A 25,049-nucleotide genomic window follows, 5' to 3' on the forward strand; every position below is an offset into this window, starting at 1 on the left:
GAGTTGAGAGAATGTTATATGGTCGATTGACGTAATTATGTTAAAACCCAATCTTATTACCTGGAAACAATCCGATGAGTGAGCAACCGACTGTCGCGGATTACATCGTCCGACGGCTCGCACGCGAGGGGATCACCGACTGCTTCGGAGTCGCGGGGGACTTCGCCTTCAAGCTCTGCGACGCGGTCGCGGAGAGCGAGGCGATCCGCTGGATCGGGTGTTCCAACGAGCTGGACGCGGCGTACGCGGCCGACGGCTACGCCCGCGTGCGGGGCTGTTCGATGCTGATGACCACGTACGCCGTCGGCGAGCTGTCCGCGCTCAACGGTGTGATGGGGGCCAAGGCCGAGCGGTCGTGCGTCTTCCACGTCGTCGGCATGCCGACGATGCGCAAGCAGCGAGTCCGCCAGATTGTCCACCACACGCTTGGCGACGGGGAGTTCCAGAACTTCGCGAACATCTCGGCGCAAGCAGCGTGCGTCTCGGCGGTGATCACCCCCGACAACTGCGTCCACGAGATGGAGCGGCTGATCGCCACGGCGCGGGGGGAGAGCCGGCCTGCTTACATCCTCGTCGCGGGCGACTTTGCCGTTACGCCGGTTACCGGTTCGGCACCGACCCCGTACCCGAAGCCCGCGAGCGGCCCCGACCTTGCCAGGGCCGTCGCGGCGATCGCCGAGCGGGTCGAGGCCGCCCGGTCGCTGGCCGTCCTCCCCGCCTACACGGTCTCGCGGTTCAAGCTCCAGGACAAGCTCCGGGCGTTGATCGAGGCGCTGGGCTGCCCGTTCGCCGCGATGGCGATGGACAAGGGGATCCTGACCGAGGCCCATCCCCAGTTCGTCGGGATCTATTCCGGTGCCGCTTCGTCCCCCGCCGTCCTCGAGGCGGTCGAGGGGGCGGACGTCGTCATCGACGCCGGCGGTGTCAGCTTCAACGAAATCAACACGTCCGCCTACACGAGCCGCGTCGACCCCGGGAAGCTCGTCACCATCGGGGTGGATCACGTCCGGGTCGCGGATCGGATCTATAACCCCGTCCGGATGGGCGACGTCTTCGACGGTCTGGCCGGTGCGGTCAAGAAGAAGTTCGGATACTCGGCGTCGCCGAGGGAAGTGCCGACCCCGCCCGGCGGGAAGCCGGACGACCCGATCACCGCGGTGAACATGTATCCCCGGTTTCGGGACTTCCTGAAGCCATGGGATCGGATCGTCCTCGAGAGCGGCAGCATGAGTTCCGGGATGATCCCGCTTCCGCTCCCCGAAGGTGCGGAGGTCCAACTTCAACCTCTCTGGGGCTCGATCGGGTGGGCGACCGGGGCCACGCTGGGCATCGCGCTTGCCGACCCGTCGCGGCGGACCCTGCTCTTCACCGGGGAGGGCTCGCACCAGATGACCGCCGCCGACGTCGGGACCATGGGGCGTCACGGGCTGAAGCCGGTCATCTTCGTCCTCAACAACGGGGGCTACATGGTCGAGCGGGCGCTCGAGGCGGATCCGGACTGGGTCTACAACGACCTCGCCCCCTGGAACTACCACGCCCTGCCTGCCGCCCTGGGCTGCCGGGGCTGGTTCACGGCGAAAGTCGCCACGCTTGGCGAGCTCGACGCCGCGCTGGCCAGGGCCGCCACGGGCGAATCGGCGAGCTACATCGAGGTCGTCGGAGGCCGGATGGACTTCCCGGCAGGACTCGCCATGGCCCATCAGAGCCTCGACGCCCTGTACGGGAATGGTTAGAGCGCCGAACGTTTGCGACCGATCCGAGCTTCGGTGAAGGCGACGGAAATTGTAGAAATGCTGTCATGTCGTCAAGTTAACGTTGCATGCGGAGCGCGATCCGCGGAACGGCCTCCGGAAATCCGAATGACATTCTGCAGACCCTCCAGGATCGCGCCCAACCTCACCGAGAGGGGCAACCATGAACACCGGGAGACAGCGACTTGTCGCGAGGGGCGCCATGGCCGCGTTGGCCCTGGCGGCCCTGTGGGGCGTCGGCGGGGATCGGGCTGCGCTCGCCGCGGAAGGCGACGAGGTCGAGTACACCTTCGGCCGGCCGGTGACGGACGACGAGCAGACGTATGACTGGTACCGCAAGACCCACTCCGACTGGGCCGCCAAACGCTATGGCGTGGACCCGAACGCCGTCGGCGACGGCATGGACACCTGGCACTGGTGGTGCGGCGTCGACAACCCAGGGTTCTGGCGCGAGATGGCCAAGCTCACCAGCAAGAATGAAAACGTGCTCACCGCCCGGATTGATCTTCTGCGGATGTTGCACACCTTGCCGCGTTCCCAGCGGTGGGAAAAGATCGGGCTCATCAACGATCCCGATTGCGTGGCCGCCGACAAACCGGACCAATACGGCCTCCGGATTGACCGGATGAAGGACGGCACGCTCACCTGGGATCCGGACGTTTTCGGCTTCTCCAGCGGTGTTGTCGGCCTGCAACTCTTCAAGAACTAGAACTTCGACGCGAAGAAATGGTCCATCGACAAATACCTCGATGATGCGCGTAGTGTCGAGCCGCCGTACCTCGTTGGGATGGCCTGCACCGTGTGCCACACGGCCTTTAACCCCAACCGGCCGCCGAAGAACCCGGCCGAGCCGAACTGGGAAAACTTAGATTCTCACATCGGCAGCCAGTACTTTCGCGAAGGGATGCTGTTCGGTTTCGACATGCCGAAGGATTCCTTTGCCTGGCAGTACCTGCACAACCAATCGCCGGGCACGAGCGAGACGACGCGCTTCCCGACGGACTTCATCAACGGCCCGATCCTGATCAACTCGATTTACCGCCTGAATGATCGCCTCAAGCTGGCGCACGCGGATCGAATCTCGCCCGAGCAAAAGGTCATGATGCAGTCGATCAACAAGCACCTCGGCTTGCCCGAGAACGACGGCATCGGCGGAACCGACGCCGAGCCGACGTACCGCTCCCCGAGGGTCCTGTCGACCGGGGCCGACTCGATGGGCCTGGTGATCGCCGGAACCCGCGTCTACGTCAACGAGGGGTCCGGACACAAGGATTGGTTGCCAACCTGGGCCCTGAACCCGTACGACCTCAAGGGGAGCCGGGAACGCGGCTTCAAGCAAGAGGAATTCAACATTCTGGGCAAGATACGCAAGGATCCCAAGGCCCCTGGATGCAGACCGAGGCTCGCATGCCGAACATGGCGCTCTACCTGAGCACCCACGATGGCTTCCCGCTCAAGGATGCCATCGAGGCCGAGGGAAGAGGGGGCAAAAACGGCAAGGATTATCTCGCGACGGACGCGGATGTTCTCCGCAAGGGGAAGATCGCCTTCGCCGATCACTGCGCCCGCTGCCATAGCAGCAAGAAGCCCGACAACCTGCCCGAGGATGCCGAGGCTCAGAAGAAAGCCTGGCGCGAGCTTGTGCTGCGGGACGACTTCCTCGCGGACAACTTCCTGTCCGACGACGAACGCTACCCCTGCTCGGAGCTGGGTACGCACATCGGGCGCACCCTGAGCTCCAACTGGGATGCGGGCGGTGGCTACGGGCAGATGTCCAGCCTCGGGTTCAAACTCAACCAGGAAGGCACCGAGCAGGTGTTCGACCATGACAGGGACGGCAAGCCAATCCCGCTGTACAACCCGCTGACTGGCAAGCACGACATCAAGTTCACCACCAAGAGGCTTTTCTACCGCACGCCGCCCCTGGTGAGCGTGTGGGCGACGGCGCCCTACCTGCACAACAACTCGGTCGGATCGTACAACGGCGACCCGTCCGTGGCTGGCCGCATGGCCGCCTACGAGGATGGCATGGCCAAGCTGCTCTGGCCAGAACGGCGGCTGGGAGTCCGTTCGATGTTGGTCACCACGCAGGACAGCAAACTTCCGGACTTCCTCCCAATGCTGATGAAGGTGATGTCGGAGTTCTCGGACTTGTCCGGCCTGGACCTTGATCTGGTCAACGTTCCTAATTGGACACCTGTTAACTTGATTATGAGACTGCACGCGAAGGACGTGACGTCGGTACTGCAGGACTACGTGGACGGCATCCTGCAGGGCGAGCCCGGGGAGAAGTTCGCCGAGCTGCGGTCGAAGAACCAGGCGCTTGGCCAGCAGCGGCTGATGGAGAAGCTCGTCGAGGTCAACATGTGCCCGGACTTCATCGAAGACCGGGGCCACACCTACGGGCGTGAACTCGGTGATGACGACAAGCGTGCGCTCATCGAGTACATGAAGCACTTCTGAGCATCGGTCACGCCTCGATCGTGCGCCGAGTCATTGAGCGGGACGATTGTCGTCAAAGCGAGGGCAAAATGACCGCCGTCAATCTTCAAGCGACTGACACGACTTTGGAAACGAGAAATACCGGAGCGGAAATCGTCGAGAGGGTGGCCAAGGCGCGGGCAAGCTTCCGCGGCGGTCGGACGCGCGACGTCTCGTGGCGTCGCGCGCAGCTCGAGGCTCTGAAGCGGCTCCTGAAGGAGGAGGAGTCCGCGATCTACGAGGCGTTGTGGGCCGATCTCCGCAAGCCCCGGCTCGAAGGCTACCTCACCGAGGTCGGCTTCGTGATCGCGGAGATTGGCGATGCCCTGCAGCACCTCGACCGGTGGATGAAGCCGGAGCGGACGCACACGTCGCTCCTGGCCCAGCCCGGGAAGTCCTGGACGACGCCCGATCCCCTCGGCGTGGTCCTCGTGATTGGCACCTGGAACTACCCCGTCCAGTTGCTCCTCGCGCCTCTGGTTGGCGCCCTGGCCGGCGGCAACGCGGCGGTCCTGAAGCCGTCGGAGATCGCGGCGCGCACCTCGGCCCTGATGGCGGACCTGGTGCCGCGATACCTCGATCCGGAGTCCGTCGCGGTGATCCAGGGCGGGGCCGACGAGACCCAGGCCCTGCTGGAGGAGCGGTTCGACCTGATCTTCTTCACCGGGGGCAGCCGGGTCGGCCAGATCGTGCTCGAGAAGGCCGCCAGGCACCTCACTCCCGTCGTCCTCGAGCTGGGTGGCAAGTCGCCGTGCCTGGTGGACCGGGACGCGTCGCTGGAGGTCGCCGCCCGGCGGATCGTCTGGGGCCGGTTCAGCAACGCCGGCCAGACCTGCGTGGCTCCCGACTATGTGCTGGTGCACGAGGCCGTCGAGATGGAGCTGCTCAAGCACCTGCGTGCCGCGGTGGCGGCCTTCTACGGCGACGACCCCAGGACGAGCCCCGACTACTGCCGTATCGTCAACGACCGCAACTTCGAGAGGCTGTCGAAGCTGCTCCGCGACGGCGAGGTCGTCTGCGGGGGCCAGGCCGATGCCAAGGAACGATACATCGCCCCGACCATCCTCCAGGGAGTGCCGCCCGAAGCGCCAGTCATGCGCGAGGAGATCTTCGGCCCCATCCTGCCCGTGCTCGCCGACCCCAGCATGGACGCGGCGATCGAGTTCGTGGCGGACCGACCTTCGCCCCTCGCGCTCTATGTCTTCTCCCACAACGAGGCGACCCAGCACAAGGTCATCGATCGGACGAGCTCGGGCAACGTCTGCATCAACGACGTCCTGATGCACATGGTCGTGCCGGAGCTCCCCTTCGGCGGCGTCGGCGAGAGCGGCATGGGCCGCTACCACGGCCGATGGAGCTTCGAGATGTTCACCCACCGCAAGGGCGTGCTCGCCAGGTCGATCCATCTCGACCTGCCCGTCCGCTACCCGCCGTATTCCGACGGACACCTGGCGTTGCTGAGGCTCATCGATTGATCTGATCCGAGGAAGTTGCGGGATGAAACACAGGGCGGCGGGTCGATCGAAGGTCGTGATCGTCGGAGGGGGATTCGCGGGGCTGCGGGTTGCGAAATCGCTCCGCAGTTCCGCGGTGCGGGTCACGCTCCTCGACCGACTCGATGATCACCACCCTTGGGTTCGCCGGGCTGTACCTCCTGCTCGCTTTTGATTCTCGAGCGTGAAGAAGCGGTTCCGCACGATGGGGTGTCAACCCGTATCGTGGGGAACCGTTCTTTTTTTTTCTCACTTGTGAATTGATCGGATGAAAATCCGAGGTGATGATCTGGTCGTAAGCAAAAACTATCGTGTGTAACGCCGAAAAGTTGGGGTCTGGTCGGTTCGGAAGCCCCAGTCGTTCTCCACGATCACACCACCCACGAGGGCGGAGGCCGAGACCGTCAAATTCGGGCCGACGACGATGCCGACGTGGCCGGTTGCGTCGGCGTAGCGGTGCGCCTCCGCGACGACGTCACCAGGCAGAGGGCTGGTGACGACGTCCCAGCCACTGATTGCGACCTTGGGATCGGCCCACTCGCCTGCCGTCGGCGGCCGGCTGAATATCAGGTACATCGAGACCTTGGGCGGCGGCGTGACTCCGGCTTCCACCGCGACATCGAAGACGAATTTATTGCATTTGTTGGTGTTTGCCGCGAAATCATCCTTCGCGACGCTGTACATCCAGGCCTTCGAACCCACCTTACTCCGCGCAACTCGTACGATATCGGAAGCCAGAGATGACACGGGCGACTTCTCCATGACCTTGGGGGGAATAAAAGCGGTAAGAACGATTCTGGGACCCGCGTGGTCCGGCCGCTTGGGCCTTCGTTGAAGTCACCGAGCGGCCTCCCTCCGTCTCTCGTCCGCTGATCGTGGCCGATCCGCCTTGGTCAGACTCCAGTGGCTTGTTCGGGCGTTATCGATTCCCGAAGTAGACGCGGCCGTCGCTTGTTTGTGACGGATCGCCGTCGCCGCTGAGGTGAGGTTTCGAATCGGCCGAGCTTGTGTGGTGTTCGGTGTTACTGACGATCGGCGGACGAATTGCGGAGCAATCGCAGCGCGTTGGCGGTAACGAGCAGGCTGGTGCCCAGGTCGGCGGCGATGGCCATGGCCAGGGTGGCGTAGCCGAGGGCGGCAAGCAGGAGGACGAGGGCCTTGGTTCCCAGGGCCAAACCGATGTTCTGACGGATCCGGGCCAGGGTTTTCCGGCTGTGGCGAACCAGCCAGGGCAAGGCGTTCAGGTCGTCGGCCATCAGGACCACGTCGGCCGTATCGAGGGCCGCGCCGCTGGAGATGCCGCCGAGTGCCACGCTGACCCGGGCGGTCGCCAGCGCGGGGGCGTCGTTCACGCCGTCGCCGACCATGCCCGTGGCGCCATGGCGCGCGTCGAGTTCGGTGATCGCGTTGACTTTCTCGGCGGGGAGCAGACCGGAGCGGTGCTCGATGATCCCGAGCTCCTGGGCCATGGCTGCGGCGGTCGGTGGGTTATCGCCGGTGAGCATCACGGTCTGGATCCCCAGGGCGTTCAACTCGGCGAGAATGCGCGCGGCCTCGGGGCGCGCCTGGTCGGCGAGCCGGATCCAACCGAGCGGGCCGGACTGAGCGCTCAGGGCGACGGCCGTCCCCGCGTTCCGTTCGGCCGAATCGAGTCGGGCGTGGAACTCAGGGGGGCAAAGGCCGGACTCGTCAAGGAAACGATGGCTGCCGATATGATACTCCACCGCATCGACGAGCCCCGATGCGCCCCGGCCGGGCTCGGCTCGGTAGCCGTCGGCCAGCGGAACGATCAGGCTGCGCTGGCGGGCGTGGCGCGCGATCGCGCGGCCGAGGACATGGCCGCCGCGATCGCCCAGGGCGGCGGCGATCCGAAGCACCTCTTCGCCATCGCTCCCGTCGGTGGAGACAACCTCGACGACGTCGGGCTCGCCTCGGGTGAGCGTACCCGTTTTGTCGAACGCGAGGACCCGAAGCTGACCGAACTCTTCGAGAAATTCTCCGCCCTTGACGAGAATCCCACGCCGGGCCGCCGCCGTCAGGCCACTGACGATCGCCACCGGGGTCGAGATGACCAAGGCGCACGGGCAGGCGATCACGAGCGCGACGAGTCCGCGACCGAACCATGTCCCCCATTGGGCCGAGCCCGGCGGCGTTCCCGTGGTGATCAGGAGGACGGGGGGGACGATCATGATCAACGCGGCAATCGCCATCACGGTGGGCGTGTAGATCGCGGCGAACCGGCCGATTCGACGCTCCACCGGCGCCCGGGCGGCCTGGGCGTCGCGGACCTGCGCGATGATCCGTGAGATCAGGGCATTGCCGATCGGTCCGGCCGCGTCAATCTCGAGCGCCCCCTCGCCGTTGACCGTCCCCGCGAAGACCGGGTCGCCCAGCTCACGCGGCACCGGGACCGACTCACCGGTGATCGCTTTTTGATCGACGCTCGAGCGGCCGGAGACAACGGCCCCGTCGATCGGGATCCGGTCCCCTGCCCTAACGTGGACGCGGTCACCTGCTTTGAGCTCGCTGGCGGCGACGACCCGGATCGTGCCGTCCGCGGCGACGACCTCAGCGGTCTCGGGCGCGATCTCCAGCAGTCGCCTGACAGCCCGGCGTGCCCGGTCCAGGCTGAACCGCTCGAGGGCCTCGGACAGGCCGAAGAGGAAGGCCACAGTCGCCGCCTCGTCCCATTGGCCCAGGGCCAAAGCGCCTGCGACGGCCACGGTCATCAAGACGTGGATGTCGAACCGGAACTTGACGAGCCCGCGAATGGCTTTCGGAAACAGCTCATATCCACCGAAGAGGATCGCCAGTAGGTAGGCCGCTCGCTCGAAGCCGGGATACCCTGATGAGGTCGACCCGAGCACGACTCCGACCAGCAGCGCCAGGCCCGATCCGAGGGTCGCCGCCCAGCGGCCGTTTCTCGTCCACCATCCATCCGCTTCGACGCTTTCCTCGACGAGCGAGGCGCGCATTCCTGCTTTTTGGGCCACGCGATCGGAGAGTTCACTCGGACCGATCCGCTCCGGCTCGTAATCGACCGTCATCGACCCGTGGATCAGGTCAAAGCCGAGGGCGAGCACGCCGGGAGCCTCACCCAGAGCGGCGCGGAGCTGTTCCATCTCGACGGCGCAATCGAGGCCGGCAACCTTGAACGTGCAGCGAGCTCGGCTCATGTTGGCAGTCCTTTCCGTCCGTGAGCAGGGGCACACGGCCCCGTCGTCCTGGGCCGCTTCGATCGGCGGGCACTCGAGGGATCGGGCGTAAAATCTGATCCGGCAAGGTCGCCCGTCGAAATTATAAGGTGAACGACGTCTTTCGAGAACGCAATTGCCCCGCCCCGTTCTCGAAGTTGAGTGGATCAGGCCGGGTTGCGGCTCCCTGCTCCTCGAGTCGTTGCCTTGCGTACTCGGGTGAAATCACGATAATCATGGAATGGTGGACGTCTGTCGGGTCAGGGTCGAGGACCGTATGGCACACATGTACTTGATCCGCTACGGCTTGATGGCTCGGGTCGGAAGGTTTTCCGCGGACTCGGCCGACTTCGAGCGTGGCATGACGGTCGTGATCCGATCGCATCGTGGGACGGAACTTGGCGAAGTGCTCGCGCCTCTGTCCTCGGCGCCAGGCGAAGAAGAAACGCCGACCCGTGTGCTTCGCATCGCCGGTTCTGACGACTTGGAGCAGGCCCGCCAAGCCGAGTCGACCCGCCCGAGTCGATTCGAGATTTGTCAGCGACTCTTTCAGGATGGTGTTTGGCCGATGGAACTGATCGACGTCGAACCATTGCTCGACGATCGCCGGACGGTCCTCCACTACCTGGGGCCGCATCGCCTGGACGTGACCGGTTTGCTCTCGGCCTTTCGCTCGACGTACGACCTTGACGTGATGCTCGAACCGGTCGGCCGCGACGTGCCGGATGAGGAAGTGGCTGAAGACAATGTCGAAGCCGGAGGCTGCGGAAGTTGTGGCTCCGACGGAGGGGGTTGTGGCTCAGCAGGCGGGGGTTGTGGTACGGGCGGCTGCTCCGACTGTGGGGTCAAGAAGCTGATTGCGGGGAGTCGTCGCCACGCCGCCCGGTGATGCGTCTGGGTGTGCGTCTTCGGATGTCCTGCGGGAGTGGGGCCAGGATGTCCTGCGGGAGTACATCTGGGAGGGCCGCCCGGTGATGCCGCTCGGAGAGCCGCAATTCACCGGGACTTGATTTGCGGCGGGCGGACGCGGTCGCGGAGACCGTCGAAGTTCGAGTCTTTCTCGAAGGACTCCCCGAGGAGCTTCGGATTGGTCTTGGCGACCTCCGTGAGCTCCTCAACCACGCGCTGGACGAGGCTCGCGTTGGACTTGGCGGCCGATGCATAGGCGCGGGCGAGAGCGTAGTGGGACTCGCCCAACATCGACTGATACCGTTTGGCCTGCACCAGGCCGGCTTGCGCGACCTGGATCGCCGCTGCCGGCTGATTGGCCCGGAGGAGGTCGCTCGTTCGATGATGATAAATGCTGACCGCCCGTTTGTATTGGGGGATGAGCTCATCGAGACGAGGATGCTCGACCAGGTAGGCGAAGTCGGCCACGGCTTTGCAGTTCTTGAGCTTACGGAGAAGCATCGCGCGGTAGAATCGCGCCTCGAGGTGTTCGGGTTCAAGCCGGAGGATCTTGTCCAACTCGAGCAGCGCTTCGTCGGGACGATTGCGATCCCGGAACTGGGTGGCGCGGAGGACTCGAGTGTCGAGGTCGGCCTCTTCATCACTCATCGGGATCGGCTCGACGTGATTTGAGTCACGAGCCGTCCCGGTGCGATCGGCGGAGCCCATCGCCTCCAGGCGGAACTTGAGCGTCAGGACTTCGTTTTGGCTGCCCGTGAGCAGTTCGATGCGGTCGAGGTCGGAAACGACATGGTCTCCCTGCCCTAGCCGGCTACGTACGTAGGTTTGGTTGCGGGTCGAGACCGTGTGGTCGGGGTCGAGCTCCAACGCCTTGGTGCACTCCTCAAGCGCGGCGTCGTACTGTCCCAACATGAACAGGCAGCCGGCGAGTTGAGCGCGTAAGGCGACGTTCCGCGGGCGTTGGGCGATGCACCGTCTCAGGTGCTCGACGGCCGCGAGTTGGTCGCCCAGGCGAAACGCAACCGTCGAGGCGCGGTAGTGGCCCCAGAAGGAATCGGGGCGGGCCTTGAGTACCGCCTGGTAATGAGCGAGGGCGGCGCGTGCATGCCTTGGTTCCGCCTCGATGCCTCGCAGGTAGTCTTCGATCCAGAGCGCCGATCGGGCCGGGTTGCCTGGGGGAATCGCGATCGGTCTCGCGGTGGTTTCCTTAATCTGCTCGAGGAGTAGGCGGCGCTGGGTTTGGAGCGGACCGAACGGAGTTCGGCTCACGACCTGATCGAGCAGAGCCTGAGCCCTGAGCCAATCGTCGGGTGACTTGGGACGCTCGCCGAGGGCCCTGGTATAGCGGAGAATTTGCTCCAGGAGCCAGGCCTCGAGCTCAGAGCGTTCCGGTTCGGGCAGGTTGCGCACGTCGTTACGGAGTCGCCAGTCGGCGTCCTCGAGAACGTTGTACCGATCGAGATGTTTGCGTGCGTTTTCGGCGGCAACTCCCTGCTTCTCGGGCGACCAATTCCCGAAGCGACGGAAGAGGAACACGTCGGCTTCGTCGTGGTCCCAGAGGAGCGAGAGCTTGTCCTCGGCCTGTCTGCGCAGCGTGCTCTGGAACGAAGACCAGAGGACGGTCATGGCGGTGGCGCAGAGGACCAGGGCCAGGACCGTGGCGGCCAGGGCGAAACGTTGACGGCGTGCCCAGCGGCCGATGCGAAACCGCCAGGGGGGCTCCTCGGCGAACGCGAGGGGCCGGCCGGTTCGCCAGCGGTCGAGGTCGTCGGCTAATTCCGACGCCTGGCCGTAGCGGTCGGCCCGATCGGGGGCCAAGCATCGCGCCAGGATCGAGCGCAGGCCTCGCGGAACCGAGGAGCGTCCTAGCCATCGCAGCGCATCGTCACCGTTACGCCCCGATTCGACGAGCATCACGGCGATCTCTTGCCGAGTCCGGGCCTTTGCCTGCGGGAGGTCGGGGGATCGGCCGGTGAGTGTCTCCAGCAAGACGATCCCGAGCGCGAAAATGTCGGCCCGATGCCGGTCCGCGGCGCTTGGGGTCGACGACCGTTGCGATTCAGCCACCGCCTGCAGCCGTTCGGGAGCCATGTAGGCGAGAGTACCGCCCGTGTCGGCCGGTAAGTCCGAGGCCCCAGGGAGTCGCCAGCCGACCGCCAGGTTGAAGTCGAGCAGCATCGGATTGCCGTCGGCCGTCAGCAGAATGTTCGACGGCTTGATGTCGCCGTGCGCCACGCCCCGGACGTAGGCATGGTCGAGCGCTTCGGCCAATCGAGCGACCGTCCAGGCGGTCGCGGCCGGGTACGACAACCCTTCGACGATTTCGCGGGCGGGCCGGGCCAGATTGGCCTTGGGAAACTCGGGCGCGGAGACCCGGTCCAGGTCGGAGAGTAAGTCGCGACCGGACTTCGGGCGGCTCCCGATCCGCCGCCGTTCGGCCAGGACGCTGGCCAGGGTTGCCCCGCCGAGGAAGGGGAGGCAGATGAGCTGAAGCGTCCCGTTCTCGGCCGACCCATGCCAGAGCACCTCGACGATGTGCGAGTGCCGAGCGCGGGCCAGTAGCCTCGGCTCTAGGGTCAGCCGGGTCGAAATCTTCAGGACCACCAACCGGTCGTCGAGATTCGTCTGCTCCGCGAGATAGACGCGTGCGAACGACCCGCGCCCCAGTTCGCGTTTGAGGATGTACGGACCGATCTCGTCCCCGACTTCGGGCAAGATGTCCGGGTCGGACCACTCGCGGAGTTGCGTCGAGCTCAGGGCGCCATGGAGCCGGAAGAGCCGATCGAGCGACGCTTCGCGGTCGGGAAACCGTCGTAAAAACTCGCTGGGGTCGGGGGCGAGCCCGTTCGACTCGGCGAGACAGAACTCGTGGTAGATCAACTCGACGATGTCGGCCGGATGGGCGGTCGACATTCGTCCCAGGAACGCCTCGACCTGGGGTCGTTCGCCCCGATCCCAGCCCTCCGTCAACTCCGCGACGATCGCCTCGAGCGACCCGGCGGCGAGTGGGCTGGAATCCGCCGGGGTCGGCATCGTTCGTCGGTCGATCACCGGGAACCGTCGCGGATGGCCCACCTCGGCACGGAAGGGGTCCGACAATTCCATCGCGCTGAGATCGTCGCATAGAGCTCGTCTTTGAGTCATCACCGTGACCGCTCCTCCCGCGGTCGGCTTGGCTCGGGATACCTCCAGGGCAAAGAAGGCACTCCCTCGCCTCAATTCGTTGGTTTGAGTTACCGATGCATCGGCCCCAAAAGGCAAATCACGCTCGCCTGCCCAGTTCGCGAGGCGCGATCCACTTTTCTGTGTCTTTCTTTTGAGACGGCTGGGAGAACGGAACACCGCGATCCGGCTCGGCTTCGCGCCGCCGACTTGTACCAATGGAAGTTCGGCGTGGCTGTCGAGACCCATCGCTCAGGGCGCGGATCCATCGAAAACCAGGTGCAATCCGCTCAATTCATCGCGTCGAGCACTCTTTCGACTGTAGCAGTCAACCATTGTTGGATCTAGGGGCAAGAACCTGATTTACCACCCGTGGATCAGCACGTCGATAGGCTCTTGCTCGAACGGGTCATTATACCGAAGCACCCAGAAAAAGATCATGAAATCACAGGGAATTCGCTTCCAGCCAGCGAAATGTTCAATGAATCTGGGATCTTAGCCTCGAGAATATGGACGCTTGTCAAGGTGTTGGTGATAGCCTAGCTTGCTTACTCGGCCAAACCCTCCCCGGGTGGGGCCGAAATCGGTCGCCAATGGGGAAAGGGGGGATCTTGGTTGTCCGGGTAGATTAATCATCGACGTCCGGGGCGGTTTGCTCCAGTCCCGGTTGCTGGTGGAATCATCAATCAAAGCGAAGCCGGCCGTAGTCTTCATAACGATGGAAGCTGGGCTGGGTCAGGGGGGCTGAGCTGGTCAGGATCGGTTTGTTGTTGCCTGCGCCGTAATCATAGCGGCAGAGCGCGAACCGCCACTCATCGCCGGACTTGGGTCGCCCGCCGGAGGGTCCGAAGATCGACCAGGGGATTCGGCCTTCGACGGTCCAGCCGAGATCGGCGTCGCCCGGTTGATCGACCGTCCCCCGACGGGTCGCGACCGCCTTCATACCGAGTGGAGGGCGGGCGGCCAGGGTGGCGAAATCGAAGCCCCGCTTGGGGAACGCGAGCTCGAGGATCACCGAGCGAGGATTGACCTGAAACTCGTAATACTCGGGCCGCTCGGCGTGTGGCTTGAAGAAGAGCTCGAAGACGTCCCCTTCCCAAAGGTGGTCGTTGCGCTTCGTCCCGAACGAACGGAGGTCGGTGTCCTCCATCTCGGCGGCGAAATAGAGCGCTTCGTCGTCCCAGACCAGGCGGGCTCGTGTCACCTTCGGTCCCTCGGTTTTAGTCCAGAAGATGGGGAATTGATCGATGACTTGGGCGTTTGCCCAGGATGGATCGTCGAGTCGGCCATCGATCGTGGGGGCGGCGCTGACCTTTCGACAAATGGCGTCTTGCGTGGCTGGTGGAGTGGCTTGGTCGTCCGCAACGCAGGGGATCACACCGAGCGCGAGCCCTGCGAACGCTGTCAACCATCGGGTGCAGGTCATTGTGGGACGTCCTCTCCAGCGAAATGCGGTTTGTCGATCAGGCCGGTGTCCCGGGCTGAGGCCGCGAGCTCTGAAAATAGCCGAACCTTCGGGTTCAGGCAATCAGTGCGGTTTCCGGGCAACAAAGGGGGGGATGCCCGCGGCGGTTCACCCCTTTGGGTCCTGGGTTGACCAAAGTGCCACTCTCGACCAGAATCCGCGGGCTTGGGGGGGAAGGGGCGTGTCGAGACCGCCTGTTCTTTTGGCTGGAGCCGACAAAGGATGTCCGACCGTCGCATCGCCTGGGGACTGATCATTACGGCGGTTCTGGTCCGCGGGGCCGCCGTGTTCGTCTTACAGAGCCACCGGGTTCCCCATAGTACCTATGAGCATGGCGAGATTGCCGAGAACTTGCTCGCGGGGCGCGGGTTCTCGGTCCGTTTCCTCGGATCCGATGGCCCCACTTCGCAGCAAGCGCCCGTCTATCCCTGGATTGTGGCCGGGGCCTATGCGATCGGGGGCGTCGAGACCCCGCGCTCGCTCCTGATCCTCGAGCTTGGACAAGCCGCACTGGGGGGGCTGCTGGTGGTCGCGGTCCTTGCCCTGGCCCGCGAGGTGGCGCCCGGCCGACCTTGGGTCGGTTGGCTGGCCGGTTCGATCGCGGCGCTCCATCCGACCTTAGTCTATGCGGCCACGCACGTTCAGGTGGCGCTGCTGGCGGCCACGCTCGTGACGGCGGCCCTGGCCTGGGGTTATCGGACGGGGCGCACCGGGCGGGATCGCGATGCGCTGGTCACGGGGGGCTTGCTGGCTCTGCTCGGGCTGACCGATCCCATTCTGGCCCTGGTGGTCGCGGGAGTCGGGTGGGCCATTGTCATGGGTCGAGGGATGCGGGGAGCGGTTCGTCCGCTCGGTCTTGTCGGGCTCGCCTTGGCCGCCGGAGTTGCCCCTTGGATCCTCCGGAACGGCCAGGTGCACGGCGAGCTCGTGCTGATCAAAAGCACGTTCGGCTACGCGTTCTGGCAGGGCAATTGCACGCTGAGCGAGGGGACGGACAAGGTCGTCCGCGCCTCGGTCGAGCGGGCCCTCAGGCCGAAACGCGGCGGTCTTCAAGGGGTCAACGACTCACTTTGGGCCGCCCGGCACGAGGCGGGCTACCTGGATGACGTGGCGTTGACCACGGCCGATTACCAGGAGCTCGGGGCGGTTTCGGAACCGGAGCGTTCCCGGATCCTCTTTCGCAGGGCGCTGGTGGATCTGAAGGAAGCGCCGGGGCGTTACACGTCGCTCTGTCTTCGTCGGCTCCGTTATTTCGTCTTCTTCGACGAGACGAACCCCAAGACTCGGAGCCTGATTTATCGGGCGAGCCATTTGACGTTGACGCTGGCCGCGGCCCTCGGCTTGTTGCTGGCCCGCGCTGACCTGCGGTGGAAGCTAGGGCCGACCGTCGTTGCGGTGGCCCTGATCGCGCTTTTTCACTCGCTCACGATTGTCTCGGTGCGGTTTCACATCCCGATCGAGCCGCTCCTGGGTCTCTGGGCCGCGGCCGCCGTGTCGCGATGGGGAGCGAACTCACCGACGACCGTGGATCAGATCGAACGACTCGGGGTCGAACGCGGGCGGCTTGCCGGTCGCCCTGGCCTGTTTCACCCGGCCACCTGAACCGGAGAGGCCGGGGGCCAGGCTGGTGGCGCAGCCCACGGCGGTGGTGCTGACCAGGAAGGCGGCCCCCCAGATCACGGCTTGCACCCAAGCCGGCGAGGTGAGCGAGGCCAGCCAGGCGCAGAGGAACGTTCCCAGCGGGACGAGGACGCCGATCGAGACACAAGCAACCGTGCGCGGCCAGGCCGATTCGCGGGAAGCGATGGGGATCCCCATTTCGAGGGCCTTCATCCGCTCCGCGTGGTCCCACGCCTGCCGCCTGTGAAGGATGCACGAAATCCAGGTCGCCGTGACCAGGAGCATCGCCAAGATAAGCCCGACCACCACGAGGATCCCCCAGGAAATGGTCGGACTGAAATCGACTGGCTGCATGATGAGCTCCTGTACCAGAATGGTCGGACGATCAGCCGCGACTGCCGACCACGTCGAAGGCGTCCTCATCAATGTTGGCCGGCTTGTGGGTCCGGTAGTCTTCAACGTGTGGCCCGGCCCACCATCGCTCGAGTTGGCGATAAGCGAGAACCGCCCCGCTGATCACTCCCCCAAGTCCCACCACCCCGGCGGAGATCCAGAGGGGAATCTGAGCGGTATTTTCCTCGTGGGACGCCATCCAGGCGAAGAAGAAGACGGCCGTCGGAACGCCGAGGCCAAACGCGAGGCTGAGGCGTGCGGGACCCCAGAACGGTTCGTCCTTCGGCAGGGTCCGTCCCAGCTCCAGCGCTTTCATTCGCTCGGCATGTTCGAGTTCCCGCACGAGCCGCGCGTGCCTCAAGCCGAGGCTCACCGGGACGAGAATGATCGGAATCGACATGCCCACGATCGGGATGACGGCAATACTCGGGTCCATGGCTCAGTATCTCGCTTCGGAAGGATGACCGTTTGAACCACGCTGACTGACGACGTCGAACTCATCGGGATCGACGGTGGGCTTGGAAGTCACCCCGCGCCGGCGACTTGGCTCGAGGGGAGACAATGAGGCCGGCTGATTGAGCAGGAGGATCGTCCCGCAGATCAGGCTCGTCACTCCGAGCAGGCTCGCGGCGCTCCAGATCGGGAACGAGAAATTGGGTTGGTTTGAACTTGCCAACCCGGCCACGCCGATCAGGCTCGCCGGCATCAACATGACGAAGCCAACGACACTCCGGCGGGGCGAGGAAGCGGGCGAATCGGCGGCCAGGTTCCAGCCCAGATCCATGGCCTTCATCCGCTCCACCGCGGACTGCTTGCCGCGGTGCCAGGCGAAGAGGAGGCCAAACAGAAACGCCAGAAACGCGAGTTCAGGCGTGTGGTAGCCGGGAGTCGCTTGCCAGGGCCTGGATTGGGTCGCGGCAAGCATCGTCGCACCCGCGATCAGGATCGGTACGACGAGAACCACGTCTTTCATCGGCAACTCCTGACGCTCGGGACTCTGTTTCTGGGAAGTCTTGGGGGGTTCTGGTGCGGAGCGGGTGACTCGGGCCCCATCGGTCGCAGCCTCTCGCGATCGAGGGGGGCCGATGGTATTTTAAGTCACTCCCGAACATAAACCACGATGCTTTTCGTTTCGGATACCGGCCCAGAGGATTCACCGATGGCACGCGACCACGTGTTGGCAATCGATCAGGGAACGACCAGCACCCGAGCCGTTGTCTACGACAACCGCCTGCGGACCGTCGGCCAAGCGCAGGCTGAAGTCTCGCCCACCTATCCGAAGCCGGGTTGGGTGGAGCATGACGCGGGAGCCATCGTCGGGTCGGTCGGTCCGCTCGTGACTCAGGCGCTCGCCGACGCCGGCCTCGGCGCGGATCGGATCGCGGCCATCGGTCTGACCAACCAACGCGAGACGACCGCGATCTGGGAGCGGCGAACCGGCCGTGCGATCGCGCCGGCTCTGGTCTGGCAGGATCGCCGGACCAGCGCCTTTTGCGAGCAACACCGCGAGCGAGGCGCCTGGATCAGCGAGCGCACCGGATTGGTGCTCGACCCCTATTTCTCGGCCACCAAGATCGCCTGGCTGCTCGAGAACGTTCCCAACGCCAGGCGTCGCGCCGAGGCGGGCGAGTTGGTGGCCGGAACCGTCGACAGTCTCTTGATCTGGCATTTGACCGGGGGCCTCAAGCACGTCACCGACGTCACCAACGCCTCCCGCACGCTCTTAATGGACTTGCGGACTCTTCGCTGGGCCGATGACCTCTGCGACTTCTTCGCCGTCCCCCGCGGAATATTGCCCGAAATCCTTCCGAGTTCCGGGGAGTTCGGGCGCACCTTGGGCCTGGACTACCTGCCGGACGGCCTCCCGATCCTGGGTGTTGTGGGGGACCAGCAAGCGTCGCTCGTCGGCCAGGGGTGTTTGCAGGAGGGACAGGCGAAGTGCACCTACGGGACGGGGGCGTTCCTGCTCGTGCACACGGGGTCGAACGTCGTTCCCTCGACCCGCGGCCTGATCACGACCTTGGCCGCGACCCTGGGCGATGGCCCGCCGCAGTATGCTCTGGAGGGGAGCGTGTTCGTCGCCGGGGCGGCCGTACAGTGGTTTCGCGACGGCCTGAAGGCCGTCGGCGCGGCCCCCGAGATCGATGAGCTCAGCTTGCGCGCCGACCCGAACTCCGGCGTCCTCTTCATCCCCGCCCTGACCGGCCTGGGCGCTCCGCACTGGGACCCCGAGGCGCGGGGCACCCTCTTCGGCCTGACCCGGGCCACCTCGCTCGCCGACCTCGCCCGCGCGACTCTGGAAGGGGTCGCCTACCAGATCACCGACCTGATCGACGCGATGAACGCCGACTTGCCCTCACCGCTCTCCGACCTGCGGGTCGACGGCGGCATGGCACGCTCCGACCCCTTCCTCCAGTTCCAGGCCGACTTGCTCGGCCTTCCGCTGCGACGGAGCCCCCAGCCCGAATCCACCGCGCTGGGCGCTGCCCTCCTGGCCGGCCTCGCCGCCGGAGTCTGGACCGACGCTTCGACGGCCGTCGATCACCTCCAAGCCGGTGGCCAGACGTTCTCACCCGGTAAGGACGCCGCCTGGCGAACCGCCGCCTCGCAACGCTGGCAGCACGCGATCCAGACCGCGAAAAACTACTATCGAAGCTGAGCGAGGATTCGCCGCCCGCCCTTTTTTACCCAGTGCAATCCGGATTCCCTGGGACCGCGGGCGACCCGCCCGCATTTGAATTCCTCATCGGAGTGTGTCGTCGTTTCGGATGGATTCCAACGTCCGCGATCGAGCCATTCGGAGCGATCCCGAATCGGTAGGATCTCCCCTTGGCCATTGAGTCGCCGCTACAATGCCCATCGAAACGTCTGAGGACCTCATCGTAACGGGACTTCGGGAACGCGCGTTCGCCGAGACCATGAGATGACGCACTGGCCCGCCTCGAATTCCTTCCCATTCGGCCCGTCCCACCGAATCCACTCCTACTGAGGGCTGCTTTCGTGAGAATGCCTTTCTCGACCCTGTTCACCGTTCTGGCTGCAATGGCCCCGGCGATTGCCGCGGCGGAGGATTCCGACACGCCGTTGCCCCAACTCGCCACCGAAGTGGCCTTCCCGAACCTGAAGTTCGACCGCCCGGTCGCTATGGACTACCCGAACGACGGCAGCAACCTGCTCTTCGTGGTCGAGCAGCATCAGGCCAAGGTCTGGTCGTTCCCCAACGACAAGGAGACCAGCCAGAAGCAACTGTTTCTCCAGCTTCCCGCCCCGATCAGCAAGGATAATGAGGAAGGGCTGCTCGGCCTGGCGTTCCACCCGAAATACAAAGAGAACGGCCAGTTCTTCGTCTACTACTCGGCCGATGACAGCGCATCGGGCGGACCGCGACGTCGATCGGTCGTCTCCCGGTTCCGGGTCTCCAAGACCGACCCGCGCGTGGCCGACCCCAAGAGCGAAGAACGGATCTGGATCGGCCCCGATGATCCGTTCGGCAACCATAACGGCGGCTGCATCGCGTTCGGACCCGACGGCTTCCTCTACATCACGCTCGGTGACAGCGGCTCGGCCGACGATCCGTTGCGCTCGGGCCAGAACCCCAAGGATCACTTCGGCTCGATCTTGCGGATCGACGTCGACCATCCGGCCGACGGTAAGGCGTACGGGATCCCGAGCGACAACCCCGCGCGCCGCGACCCGAAGTTCGCCCACTGGGCGCCCGAGGTCTACTGCATCGGCCTGCGGAACGTCTGGAAGTTCTCGTTCGACCGTGAGACCGGAGACCTGTTCGCCGGTGACGTCGGCCAGAACCTTTATGAGATGGTCCACCTCATCAAGAACGGTGGCAACTACGGCTGGAGCATCAAGGAAGCCTTCCACCCGTTCCTCCCCCAGCGGAGGACCAAGGCGGATCCCGCCAGCCCGATCTCCCCGCCGCTGGTCGAATACCCCCACAAGCCGACCCCCGAGCGCCCCGACGACGGCAAGAGCATCACGGGCGGATATGTTTATCGAGGCAAGGCCCTCAAGGACCTGGTCGGCGTCTACGTCTACGGTGACTTCGACACCGGGCGAATCTGGGGCCTCCGCGAAAAGGGCGGCAAGGCGGTCGCAAGCGCCGAGCTGATCGACCTCAAGCCCGCGACGAAGCTGCCGATCGCCGCCTTCGGCGAGGATGCGGAAGGCGAGTTGTACATTCTTGCCTTCGGCAGCAAATCTTCCGCCGATGGTCGAATCTACCGGCTCGTGCCGAGGAAATCGGGGCTTTGATCGAGCCCGAGGAAAAGACGCATAAATCAGTCCATGCGAAGGCCCAAAGACAGGGAGCTTACACTCCCCGCTCGCCTTTCAAAGGCGAGCGAAATCCCTGGAACCACGATCGGTACCGATCCTTGGTGATTGGTCTTCGCTCGCCTGAAAGGCGAGCGGGGAGCGTGAGCTCCCTGTCTTCCGACGGACGAAGAGCCCCGGTAACGTGGCGACGGTCTCCATTTTGCAGCCCCGAAGGGCGACCGTTCGCGGTCGCCCTTCTCTGGAAACGGGACCACCAGCGAAGCAACAGGGATAGCCCACAACGGTTGATTTCTGATCGAGCGCCTCGGGTCAGGCTCAGGCGATGATCTCCTTGACGACGTCCCCGCTGACGTCGGTGAGGCGGTAGTCTCGGCCGACGTGACGGAAGGTGAGACGCTCGTGGTCGAGGCCGAGCAGGTGGAGGATCGTGGCGTGGAAGTCGTGGACGTGGACGCGGTCTTGGGCGACGGCCACGCCGTAGTCGTCGGTCGCTCCGTGGACGATCCCCCCCTTCACGCCGCCGCCGGCCAGCCATGACGAGAAGGCCTGGTGGTGGTGTTCGCGGCCGGCGTGACCGGCCTGTTCGTGGTATGGGGTGCGGCCGAACTCGGTGGTCCAGACGACCAACGTGTCGTCGAGCAGACCGCGCTGCTTGAGGTCGGTGAGGAGGCCGGCGATCGGGCGGTCGACCTTCTGGGCGAGTCCGGCGTGGTCTTGCATGTTGCCGTGCGAGTCCCAGTTGCCCGACGATCCGGTGTCGATCAACTCGACGAACCGAACCCCCCGCTCGGTGAGCCGGCGGGCGACGAGGCACTGCCAGCCGAACCCGGTCGTCTGACCGCGTTCGAGGCCGTACAGGGCGAGCGTGGCGGCGGACTCTCCCGAGAGGTCGAAGGCGTGAGGCGCTTCGTTCTGCATTCCGAAGGCGGTCTCGAACGACCGGATGCGGGCTTCGAGCGCGGAGTCGGCCGAGCGCTCGGCGAGGTGGCGGCGGTCGGCCCGCGCGATCAGGTCAAGCTCACGCTTCTGCCGGGTCTCGACCGAGATCAGAGGGCGGATATTGGGGATCGGCGTCGGACCGGGGACGACATGGGTGCCCTGGTGGCAGCCGGGAAGGAAGTCGGACGCCCAGGTCTGTGTGCCGGCGTACGGGGCGGCGGGGGCGATGACCATGAATGACGGCAGGTTGTGGTTCTCGGTGCCGAGGCCGTAACTGACCCAGGCGCCGATGCTCGGCCGGGCGAAGGTGAACGACCCGGTGTGCATGCCGAGCGTGCCTTCGTAATGGTTCGTGTGGTCCGAAGACATCGACCGGATCACGCAGAGCTCATCCGCGCATTCGCGGACGTACGGGAAGAGGTCGCTGATCTCCGTGCCGCACCGGCCGCCAGGCCGAAACTCCCAGTTGGGACGTTTGAAAAAACGTTGAAATGCCCCCTTCTTGCCCTGCCAGTTGTCGACCGTGATCGACTTGCCGTGCCCGGCCATCAGCAGGGGCTTGGGGTCGAACGAGTCGACGTGGGAGACGCCGCCGGTCATGTACAGGAAGATGACGCGCTTGGCCTTCGGGACGAAGTGGGGTGGCTGGGGCGCGAGCGGGTCGGCCGTCGAGCCAGCAGCCTGTTGTTCGGCGAGAAGGCCCGCCAACGCGATTGCGCCGAAGCCCCCGGAGGCGCGGCCGAGCAGTTCACGACGTGAGATCATGGGTTGGTTTGAGGATTCGCTCACGGGAGGCTCCCGTCAATCAATGAAGAGGAATTCGTTGCGGGAGTAAAGCGTGCGCGCCAGGGCCGACCAGGCCAGGACGTCGGCCTCCGGCGGGGCGACGCCCGACGACGCGAGGTCGTTGCGCTCGGCGGCGAGGAAGCCAAGGGCGTCCGACTCATCGTCGGCCGATGGCGGCCGGGAGAGGGTCGTCTCGAAGGCGAGGCGGAGGCGTGCCCGGTCGTCCGGCTCGGCCGTCAGAAGCCGGCGGGCGAGCGCCGCGGCCTGCTCGTGGACGAACGGGTCGTTCATGAAGAAGAGGGCCTGCGTGGGGACAGTCGTGGCCGACCGGTGCGGCGTGGAGGAGTTGGGATCGGGGCCATCGAAGAGGGCGAGGTAGGGGTGCCGTTTGAGCCGCTGGGTCATGAGGTAGACACTGCGCCGGTTCGACGGGTAGACGGCGGCGAAGGGGCTGTGTTGGGTGAACCCCCAGGATTCGACGGGGGGGAACGGATGCGGGCCGGCAGGGCTGGTGTCGAGCGTACCGGCGGTGAAGAGCATGGCGTCGCGGATCTCCTCGGCGTCGAGCCTGCGGCGGGGGAACCGCGCGAGCCGGTCCGCCGCCGAGTCTCCCGCTCCCGCGGATTGGTAGACGCTCGAAAGCATGATCAAGCGGTGCAGCGACTTGACCGACCAGCCGCCGTTGATGAATCGGCGGGCGAGGTCGTCGAGCAACTCGGGGTGCGTGGGGGCGAGCCCGCGCCGACCGAAGTCGTTCTCGGTGGCCACGAGGCCGCGGCCGAAGTGGTGCTGCCAGACCCGGTTGACCATGACGCGGGGAGTCAGCGGGTTCGTCGGCCGGGTCAGCCAATCGGCCAGGGCGAGCCGGCCGCTTCCTGAACCGGGGGGCACGCGATCGCCGCCGAGGATCTGGAGGAATCGGCGCGGGACTTCCTCGCCGGGCATCGTCGGCTCCCCACGCTTCTGGACGCGGGCGTCGTGCGGACTGCCTTCGGTCACTCCGTAGGCCATGGGAAAAGGACCGGCCTGCTGGAGCGCCGTTCGAGCCTGCTCCGCGGTGGCGCGGCGGGCGTCGCTCTCCTTGATTTCGGCAGTGAGTCGGGCGAGGGTTTCATCATACGACTTCTGCTTGGCGGCGGCCTCGACGGGTGGGACCAGCGGCACGAGGTCGCGTGGTCGGTTTTTTTCCTCCGAGCCGGGGAAGGCATAGCGGGTGCTGTCGAAGATCCCGTAGAGGGCGTAGTAGTCGGCCGCCGAGATCGGGTCGAACTTGTGGTCGTGGCAGCGGGCGCAGCCGAGGCTGAGGCCGAGCACGGTCTGGCCGACCGTATCGATCGTGTCCTGGATCGTCAGATGCTGATAGTTTTGCGGGTCGAACCCGAACCGGCGTGAGGTGGCGATGAACCCGGTGGCCGTCACCAGCTTGGCGTGCCGCGCGGGGTCGGTCGCCGCGATCAAGTCGCCGGCGACCTGCTCGCGGACGAACTGGTCGTACGGCGTGTCGCGGTTGAAGGCATCGATCACATAATCGCGATATAAGTGCGCTTCGCGGACGGGGAAGTCGGCCGTCTCGCCGGCGGTGTCGGCGTAACGGACGACGTCGAGCCAGTGCCGTCCCCAGCGCTCGCCGTAGCGTGGGCTGGCGAGCAGGCGGTCAACGACCCTTGCAAACGCGTCGGGCGCGGGGTCGGCCACGAAGGCGGCGACCTCGGCGGGGGTCGGCGGCAGTCCGATCAGGTCGAACGAGGCACGGCGGATCAGGGTCCGGCGGTCGGCCGGGGCCGCCGGCTTGAGGCCTTCGGTTTCGAGCCGGGCGAGGATGAACGCGTCGATCTCCGTGCGCGGCCAGGCGCGGTCGGCGGTCGTCGGCACGGCCGGTTTGGCGGCCACCGGCTGGAACGACCAGAATCGGCGGTCCTCATCGGTGATTGCGCTCGAGCGAATGGCGACGGGCGTGTCCCCACCGGGCCAGGGCATGCCTCGCTCGACCCACTGCTTGAGGACGCCGATCTGCTCGTCGGAGAGCTTCCGACCGGGCGGCATGGCGAGGTCGCCTTCGTGGTTGACCGCCTGGATCAGGAGGCTTTTCGCCGGGTCACCGGGCACCACCGCCGGGCCGTTGTCGCCGCCCTGGATCAGGGCCGCCCGGGCGTCGAGCCGCAGCCCTGACTCCTGCTTCTTGGCCCCATGGCACTTCGCGCATGACGCGACCAGGATCGGCCGGACCTTCTGCTCGAAGAACGCCTCGCCGGGGCCGTCGGGAGGCGCAGCCATGGCGACCGTCTCAACCAGGATCGTCGCGAGCCACGCAAGTCCTAACTTCATGAACCGTCCCTGTCGCTGTTGGAATGATCGAATGCTTCGGGATTTCATGACCTCACAACTCACGGGCACGAACTCCTCCAGGATGCACCGAAATGGGGCGATCCGCAAGGAAGTACCGAACTCCCTCGCCGAAGGGCCGGGGATTGATGATGTCGGCGGAGTCTGTCGCAAGGAAACCGGGCCGTCTGTCTGCCCCGGAGGCCGAAATTCGCGGGAGAAACTCGTTCCCACGCAGAGCGTG

General features: G+C 65.4%; 19 protein-coding genes. 10 read left to right on the plus strand and 9 right to left on the minus strand.

Translation table 11 applies throughout. The annotated features are described in order from the left end of the window. Positions 1–74 precede the first annotated feature (74 nt). The 6 genes from BUS42_RS28695 (at position 75) to BUS42_RS28710 (ending at position 5,900) form a co-directional block, all read left to right on the plus strand. Positions 75–1,733 carry an alpha-keto acid decarboxylase family protein gene (locus BUS42_RS28695; RefSeq protein ID WP_074312748.1) on the plus strand — a complete coding sequence of 553 codons (1,659 nt, stop codon included), beginning with the start codon at positions 75–77 and terminating at the stop codon, positions 1,731–1,733. Between the two features lie 181 nt (positions 1,734–1,914). After that, positions 1,915–2,460 carry a hypothetical protein gene (locus BUS42_RS45500; RefSeq protein WP_254053853.1) on the plus strand — a complete coding sequence of 182 codons (546 nt, stop codon included), beginning with the start codon at positions 1,915–1,917 and terminating at the stop codon, positions 2,458–2,460. A 90-nt stretch (positions 2,461–2,550) separates the two neighbouring features. Then, positions 2,551–3,183, plus strand: coding sequence for a hypothetical protein (locus tag BUS42_RS45505; protein ID WP_254053854.1), 633 nt, complete (start codon positions 2,551–2,553; stop codon positions 3,181–3,183). Then, complete coding sequence (locus tag BUS42_RS45510) at positions 3,159–4,214, plus strand: c-type cytochrome (RefSeq protein ID WP_254053855.1); 1,056 nt, start codon at positions 3,159–3,161, stop codon at positions 4,212–4,214. The genes BUS42_RS45505 and BUS42_RS45510 overlap by 25 nt, the downstream gene beginning before the upstream one ends. A 68-nt stretch (positions 4,215–4,282) precedes the next feature. After that, on the plus strand, positions 4,283–5,707 hold the full coding sequence (locus BUS42_RS28705; RefSeq protein WP_074312759.1) for an aldehyde dehydrogenase family protein: 1,425 nt from the start codon (positions 4,283–4,285) through the stop codon (positions 5,705–5,707). A gap of 22 nt (positions 5,708–5,729) precedes the next feature. Further along, positions 5,730–5,900, plus strand: coding sequence for an FAD-dependent oxidoreductase (locus BUS42_RS28710; protein WP_083670735.1), 171 nt, complete (start codon positions 5,730–5,732; stop codon positions 5,898–5,900). Positions 5,901–6,031: 131 nt separating this feature from the next. On the opposite strand, the gene BUS42_RS28715 is transcribed toward BUS42_RS28710, so the two are convergent. Next, on the minus strand, positions 6,032–6,427 hold the full coding sequence (locus BUS42_RS28715) for a hypothetical protein (protein ID WP_143206556.1): 396 nt from the start codon (positions 6,425–6,427) through the stop codon (positions 6,032–6,034). A gap of 320 nt (positions 6,428–6,747) precedes the next feature. Continuing rightward, a complete protein-coding gene (locus BUS42_RS28720; RefSeq protein ID WP_074312762.1) occupies positions 6,748–8,901 on the minus strand; it encodes a heavy metal translocating P-type ATPase in 2,154 nt (717 codons plus the stop codon). Between the two features lie 295 nt (positions 8,902–9,196). Between BUS42_RS28720 and BUS42_RS28725 the strand changes: the two genes are divergently transcribed. After that, complete coding sequence (locus BUS42_RS28725) at positions 9,197–9,808, plus strand: PSP1 family protein (protein ID WP_159452308.1); 612 nt, start codon at positions 9,197–9,199, stop codon at positions 9,806–9,808. A 107-nt stretch (positions 9,809–9,915) separates the two neighbouring features. On the opposite strand, the gene BUS42_RS28730 is transcribed toward BUS42_RS28725, so the two are convergent. Next, positions 9,916–12,933, minus strand: a complete 3,018-nt coding sequence (locus BUS42_RS28730) for a protein kinase domain-containing protein (RefSeq protein WP_074312766.1) — start codon at positions 12,931–12,933, stop codon at positions 9,916–9,918. A 739-nt stretch (positions 12,934–13,672) separates the two neighbouring features. After that, the gene (locus BUS42_RS28735; protein WP_074312768.1) at positions 13,673–14,416 is read right to left on the minus strand and encodes a carbohydrate-binding family 9-like protein; all 744 of its coding nucleotides are present in this window, start codon (positions 14,414–14,416) and stop codon (positions 13,673–13,675) included. Between the two features lie 261 nt (positions 14,417–14,677). Between BUS42_RS28735 and BUS42_RS28740 the strand changes: the two genes are divergently transcribed. After that, a complete protein-coding gene (locus tag BUS42_RS28740; RefSeq protein ID WP_074312770.1) occupies positions 14,678–16,057 on the plus strand; it encodes a hypothetical protein in 1,380 nt (459 codons plus the stop codon). Here the strand turns inward: BUS42_RS28740 and BUS42_RS43170 are convergent. From BUS42_RS43170 to BUS42_RS28755, 3 genes are read right to left on the minus strand one after another with little or no spacing between them, the layout of a single operon-like run. Beyond that, positions 15,968–16,429 (minus strand): hypothetical protein, encoded by a 462-nt coding sequence (locus tag BUS42_RS43170; protein WP_143206557.1) that lies wholly within the window; start codon positions 16,427–16,429, stop codon positions 15,968–15,970. The two genes, BUS42_RS28740 and BUS42_RS43170, sit on opposite strands and share 90 nt — an antisense overlap. A gap of 31 nt (positions 16,430–16,460) precedes the next feature. Further along, entirely contained in the window at positions 16,461–16,904 is a 444-nt protein-coding gene (locus BUS42_RS28750) for a hypothetical protein (RefSeq protein WP_074312774.1), read from the minus strand. A 3-nt stretch (positions 16,905–16,907) separates the two neighbouring features. Beyond that, the gene (locus BUS42_RS28755; protein ID WP_074312776.1) at positions 16,908–17,441 is read right to left on the minus strand and encodes a hypothetical protein; all 534 of its coding nucleotides are present in this window, start codon (positions 17,439–17,441) and stop codon (positions 16,908–16,910) included. A 186-nt stretch (positions 17,442–17,627) separates the two neighbouring features. Between BUS42_RS28755 and glpK the strand changes: the two genes are divergently transcribed. Both glpK and BUS42_RS28765 read left to right on the plus strand, forming a co-directional pair. After that, the gene (gene glpK, locus BUS42_RS28760) at positions 17,628–19,127 is read left to right on the plus strand and encodes a glycerol kinase GlpK (protein ID WP_074312778.1); all 1,500 of its coding nucleotides are present in this window, start codon (positions 17,628–17,630) and stop codon (positions 19,125–19,127) included. A gap of 347 nt (positions 19,128–19,474) precedes the next feature. After that, complete coding sequence (locus BUS42_RS28765; RefSeq protein ID WP_074312780.1) at positions 19,475–20,734, plus strand: PQQ-dependent sugar dehydrogenase; 1,260 nt, start codon at positions 19,475–19,477, stop codon at positions 20,732–20,734. A gap of 339 nt (positions 20,735–21,073) precedes the next feature. Here BUS42_RS28765 and BUS42_RS28770 read toward each other — a convergent pair whose 3' ends face one another. Further along, entirely contained in the window at positions 21,074–22,462 is a 1,389-nt protein-coding gene (locus BUS42_RS28770; RefSeq protein WP_074312782.1) for a DUF1501 domain-containing protein, read from the minus strand. A 36-nt stretch (positions 22,463–22,498) separates the two neighbouring features. Continuing rightward, positions 22,499–24,808 carry a PSD1 and planctomycete cytochrome C domain-containing protein gene (locus tag BUS42_RS28775; protein WP_083671093.1) on the minus strand — a complete coding sequence of 770 codons (2,310 nt, stop codon included), beginning with the start codon at positions 24,806–24,808 and terminating at the stop codon, positions 22,499–22,501. Between the last annotated feature and the right edge of the window lie 241 nt (positions 24,809–25,049).

This window comes from Singulisphaera sp. GP187, assembly GCF_900129635.1.
Classification (GTDB): Bacteria; Planctomycetota; Planctomycetia; order Isosphaerales; family Isosphaeraceae; genus Singulisphaera.

What these genes read in the sequence shown, in the direction of transcription:
- BUS42_RS28695 (WP_074312748.1), top strand. Translation starts at nt 75, where the DNA reads ATGAGTGAGCAACCGACTGTCGCGGATTACATCGTCCGACGGCTCGCA.
- BUS42_RS45500 (WP_254053853.1), top strand. Translation starts at nt 1,915, where the DNA reads ATGAACACCGGGAGACAGCGACTTGTCGCGAGGGGCGCCATGGCCGCG.
- BUS42_RS45510 (WP_254053855.1), top strand. Translation starts at nt 3,159, where the DNA reads ATGCCGAACATGGCGCTCTACCTGAGCACCCACGATGGCTTCCCGCTC.
- BUS42_RS28705 (WP_074312759.1), top strand. Translation starts at nt 4,283, where the DNA reads ATGACCGCCGTCAATCTTCAAGCGACTGACACGACTTTGGAAACGAGA.
- BUS42_RS28710 (WP_083670735.1), top strand. Translation starts at nt 5,730, where the DNA reads ATGAAACACAGGGCGGCGGGTCGATCGAAGGTCGTGATCGTCGGAGGG.
- BUS42_RS28720 (WP_074312762.1), bottom strand. Translation starts at nt 8,901, where the DNA reads ATGAGCCGAGCTCGCTGCACGTTCAAGGTTGCCGGCCTCGATTGCGCC.
- BUS42_RS28725 (WP_159452308.1), top strand. Translation starts at nt 9,197, where the DNA reads ATGGCACACATGTACTTGATCCGCTACGGCTTGATGGCTCGGGTCGGA.
- BUS42_RS28730 (WP_074312766.1), bottom strand. Translation starts at nt 12,933, where the DNA reads ATGGAATTGTCGGACCCCTTCCGTGCCGAGGTGGGCCATCCGCGACGG.
- BUS42_RS28735 (WP_074312768.1), bottom strand. Translation starts at nt 14,416, where the DNA reads ATGACCTGCACCCGATGGTTGACAGCGTTCGCAGGGCTCGCGCTCGGT.
- BUS42_RS28740 (WP_074312770.1), top strand. Translation starts at nt 14,678, where the DNA reads ATGTCCGACCGTCGCATCGCCTGGGGACTGATCATTACGGCGGTTCTG.
- BUS42_RS43170 (WP_143206557.1), bottom strand. Translation starts at nt 16,429, where the DNA reads ATGCAGCCAGTCGATTTCAGTCCGACCATTTCCTGGGGGATCCTCGTG.
- BUS42_RS28750 (WP_074312774.1), bottom strand. Translation starts at nt 16,904, where the DNA reads ATGGACCCGAGTATTGCCGTCATCCCGATCGTGGGCATGTCGATTCCG.
- BUS42_RS28755 (WP_074312776.1), bottom strand. Translation starts at nt 17,441, where the DNA reads ATGAAAGACGTGGTTCTCGTCGTACCGATCCTGATCGCGGGTGCGACG.
- glpK (WP_074312778.1), top strand. Translation starts at nt 17,628, where the DNA reads ATGGCACGCGACCACGTGTTGGCAATCGATCAGGGAACGACCAGCACC.
- BUS42_RS28765 (WP_074312780.1), top strand. Translation starts at nt 19,475, where the DNA reads ATGCCTTTCTCGACCCTGTTCACCGTTCTGGCTGCAATGGCCCCGGCG.
- BUS42_RS28770 (WP_074312782.1), bottom strand. Translation starts at nt 22,462, where the DNA reads ATGATCTCACGTCGTGAACTGCTCGGCCGCGCCTCCGGGGGCTTCGGC.
- BUS42_RS28775 (WP_083671093.1), bottom strand. Translation starts at nt 24,808, where the DNA reads ATGAAGTTAGGACTTGCGTGGCTCGCGACGATCCTGGTTGAGACGGTC.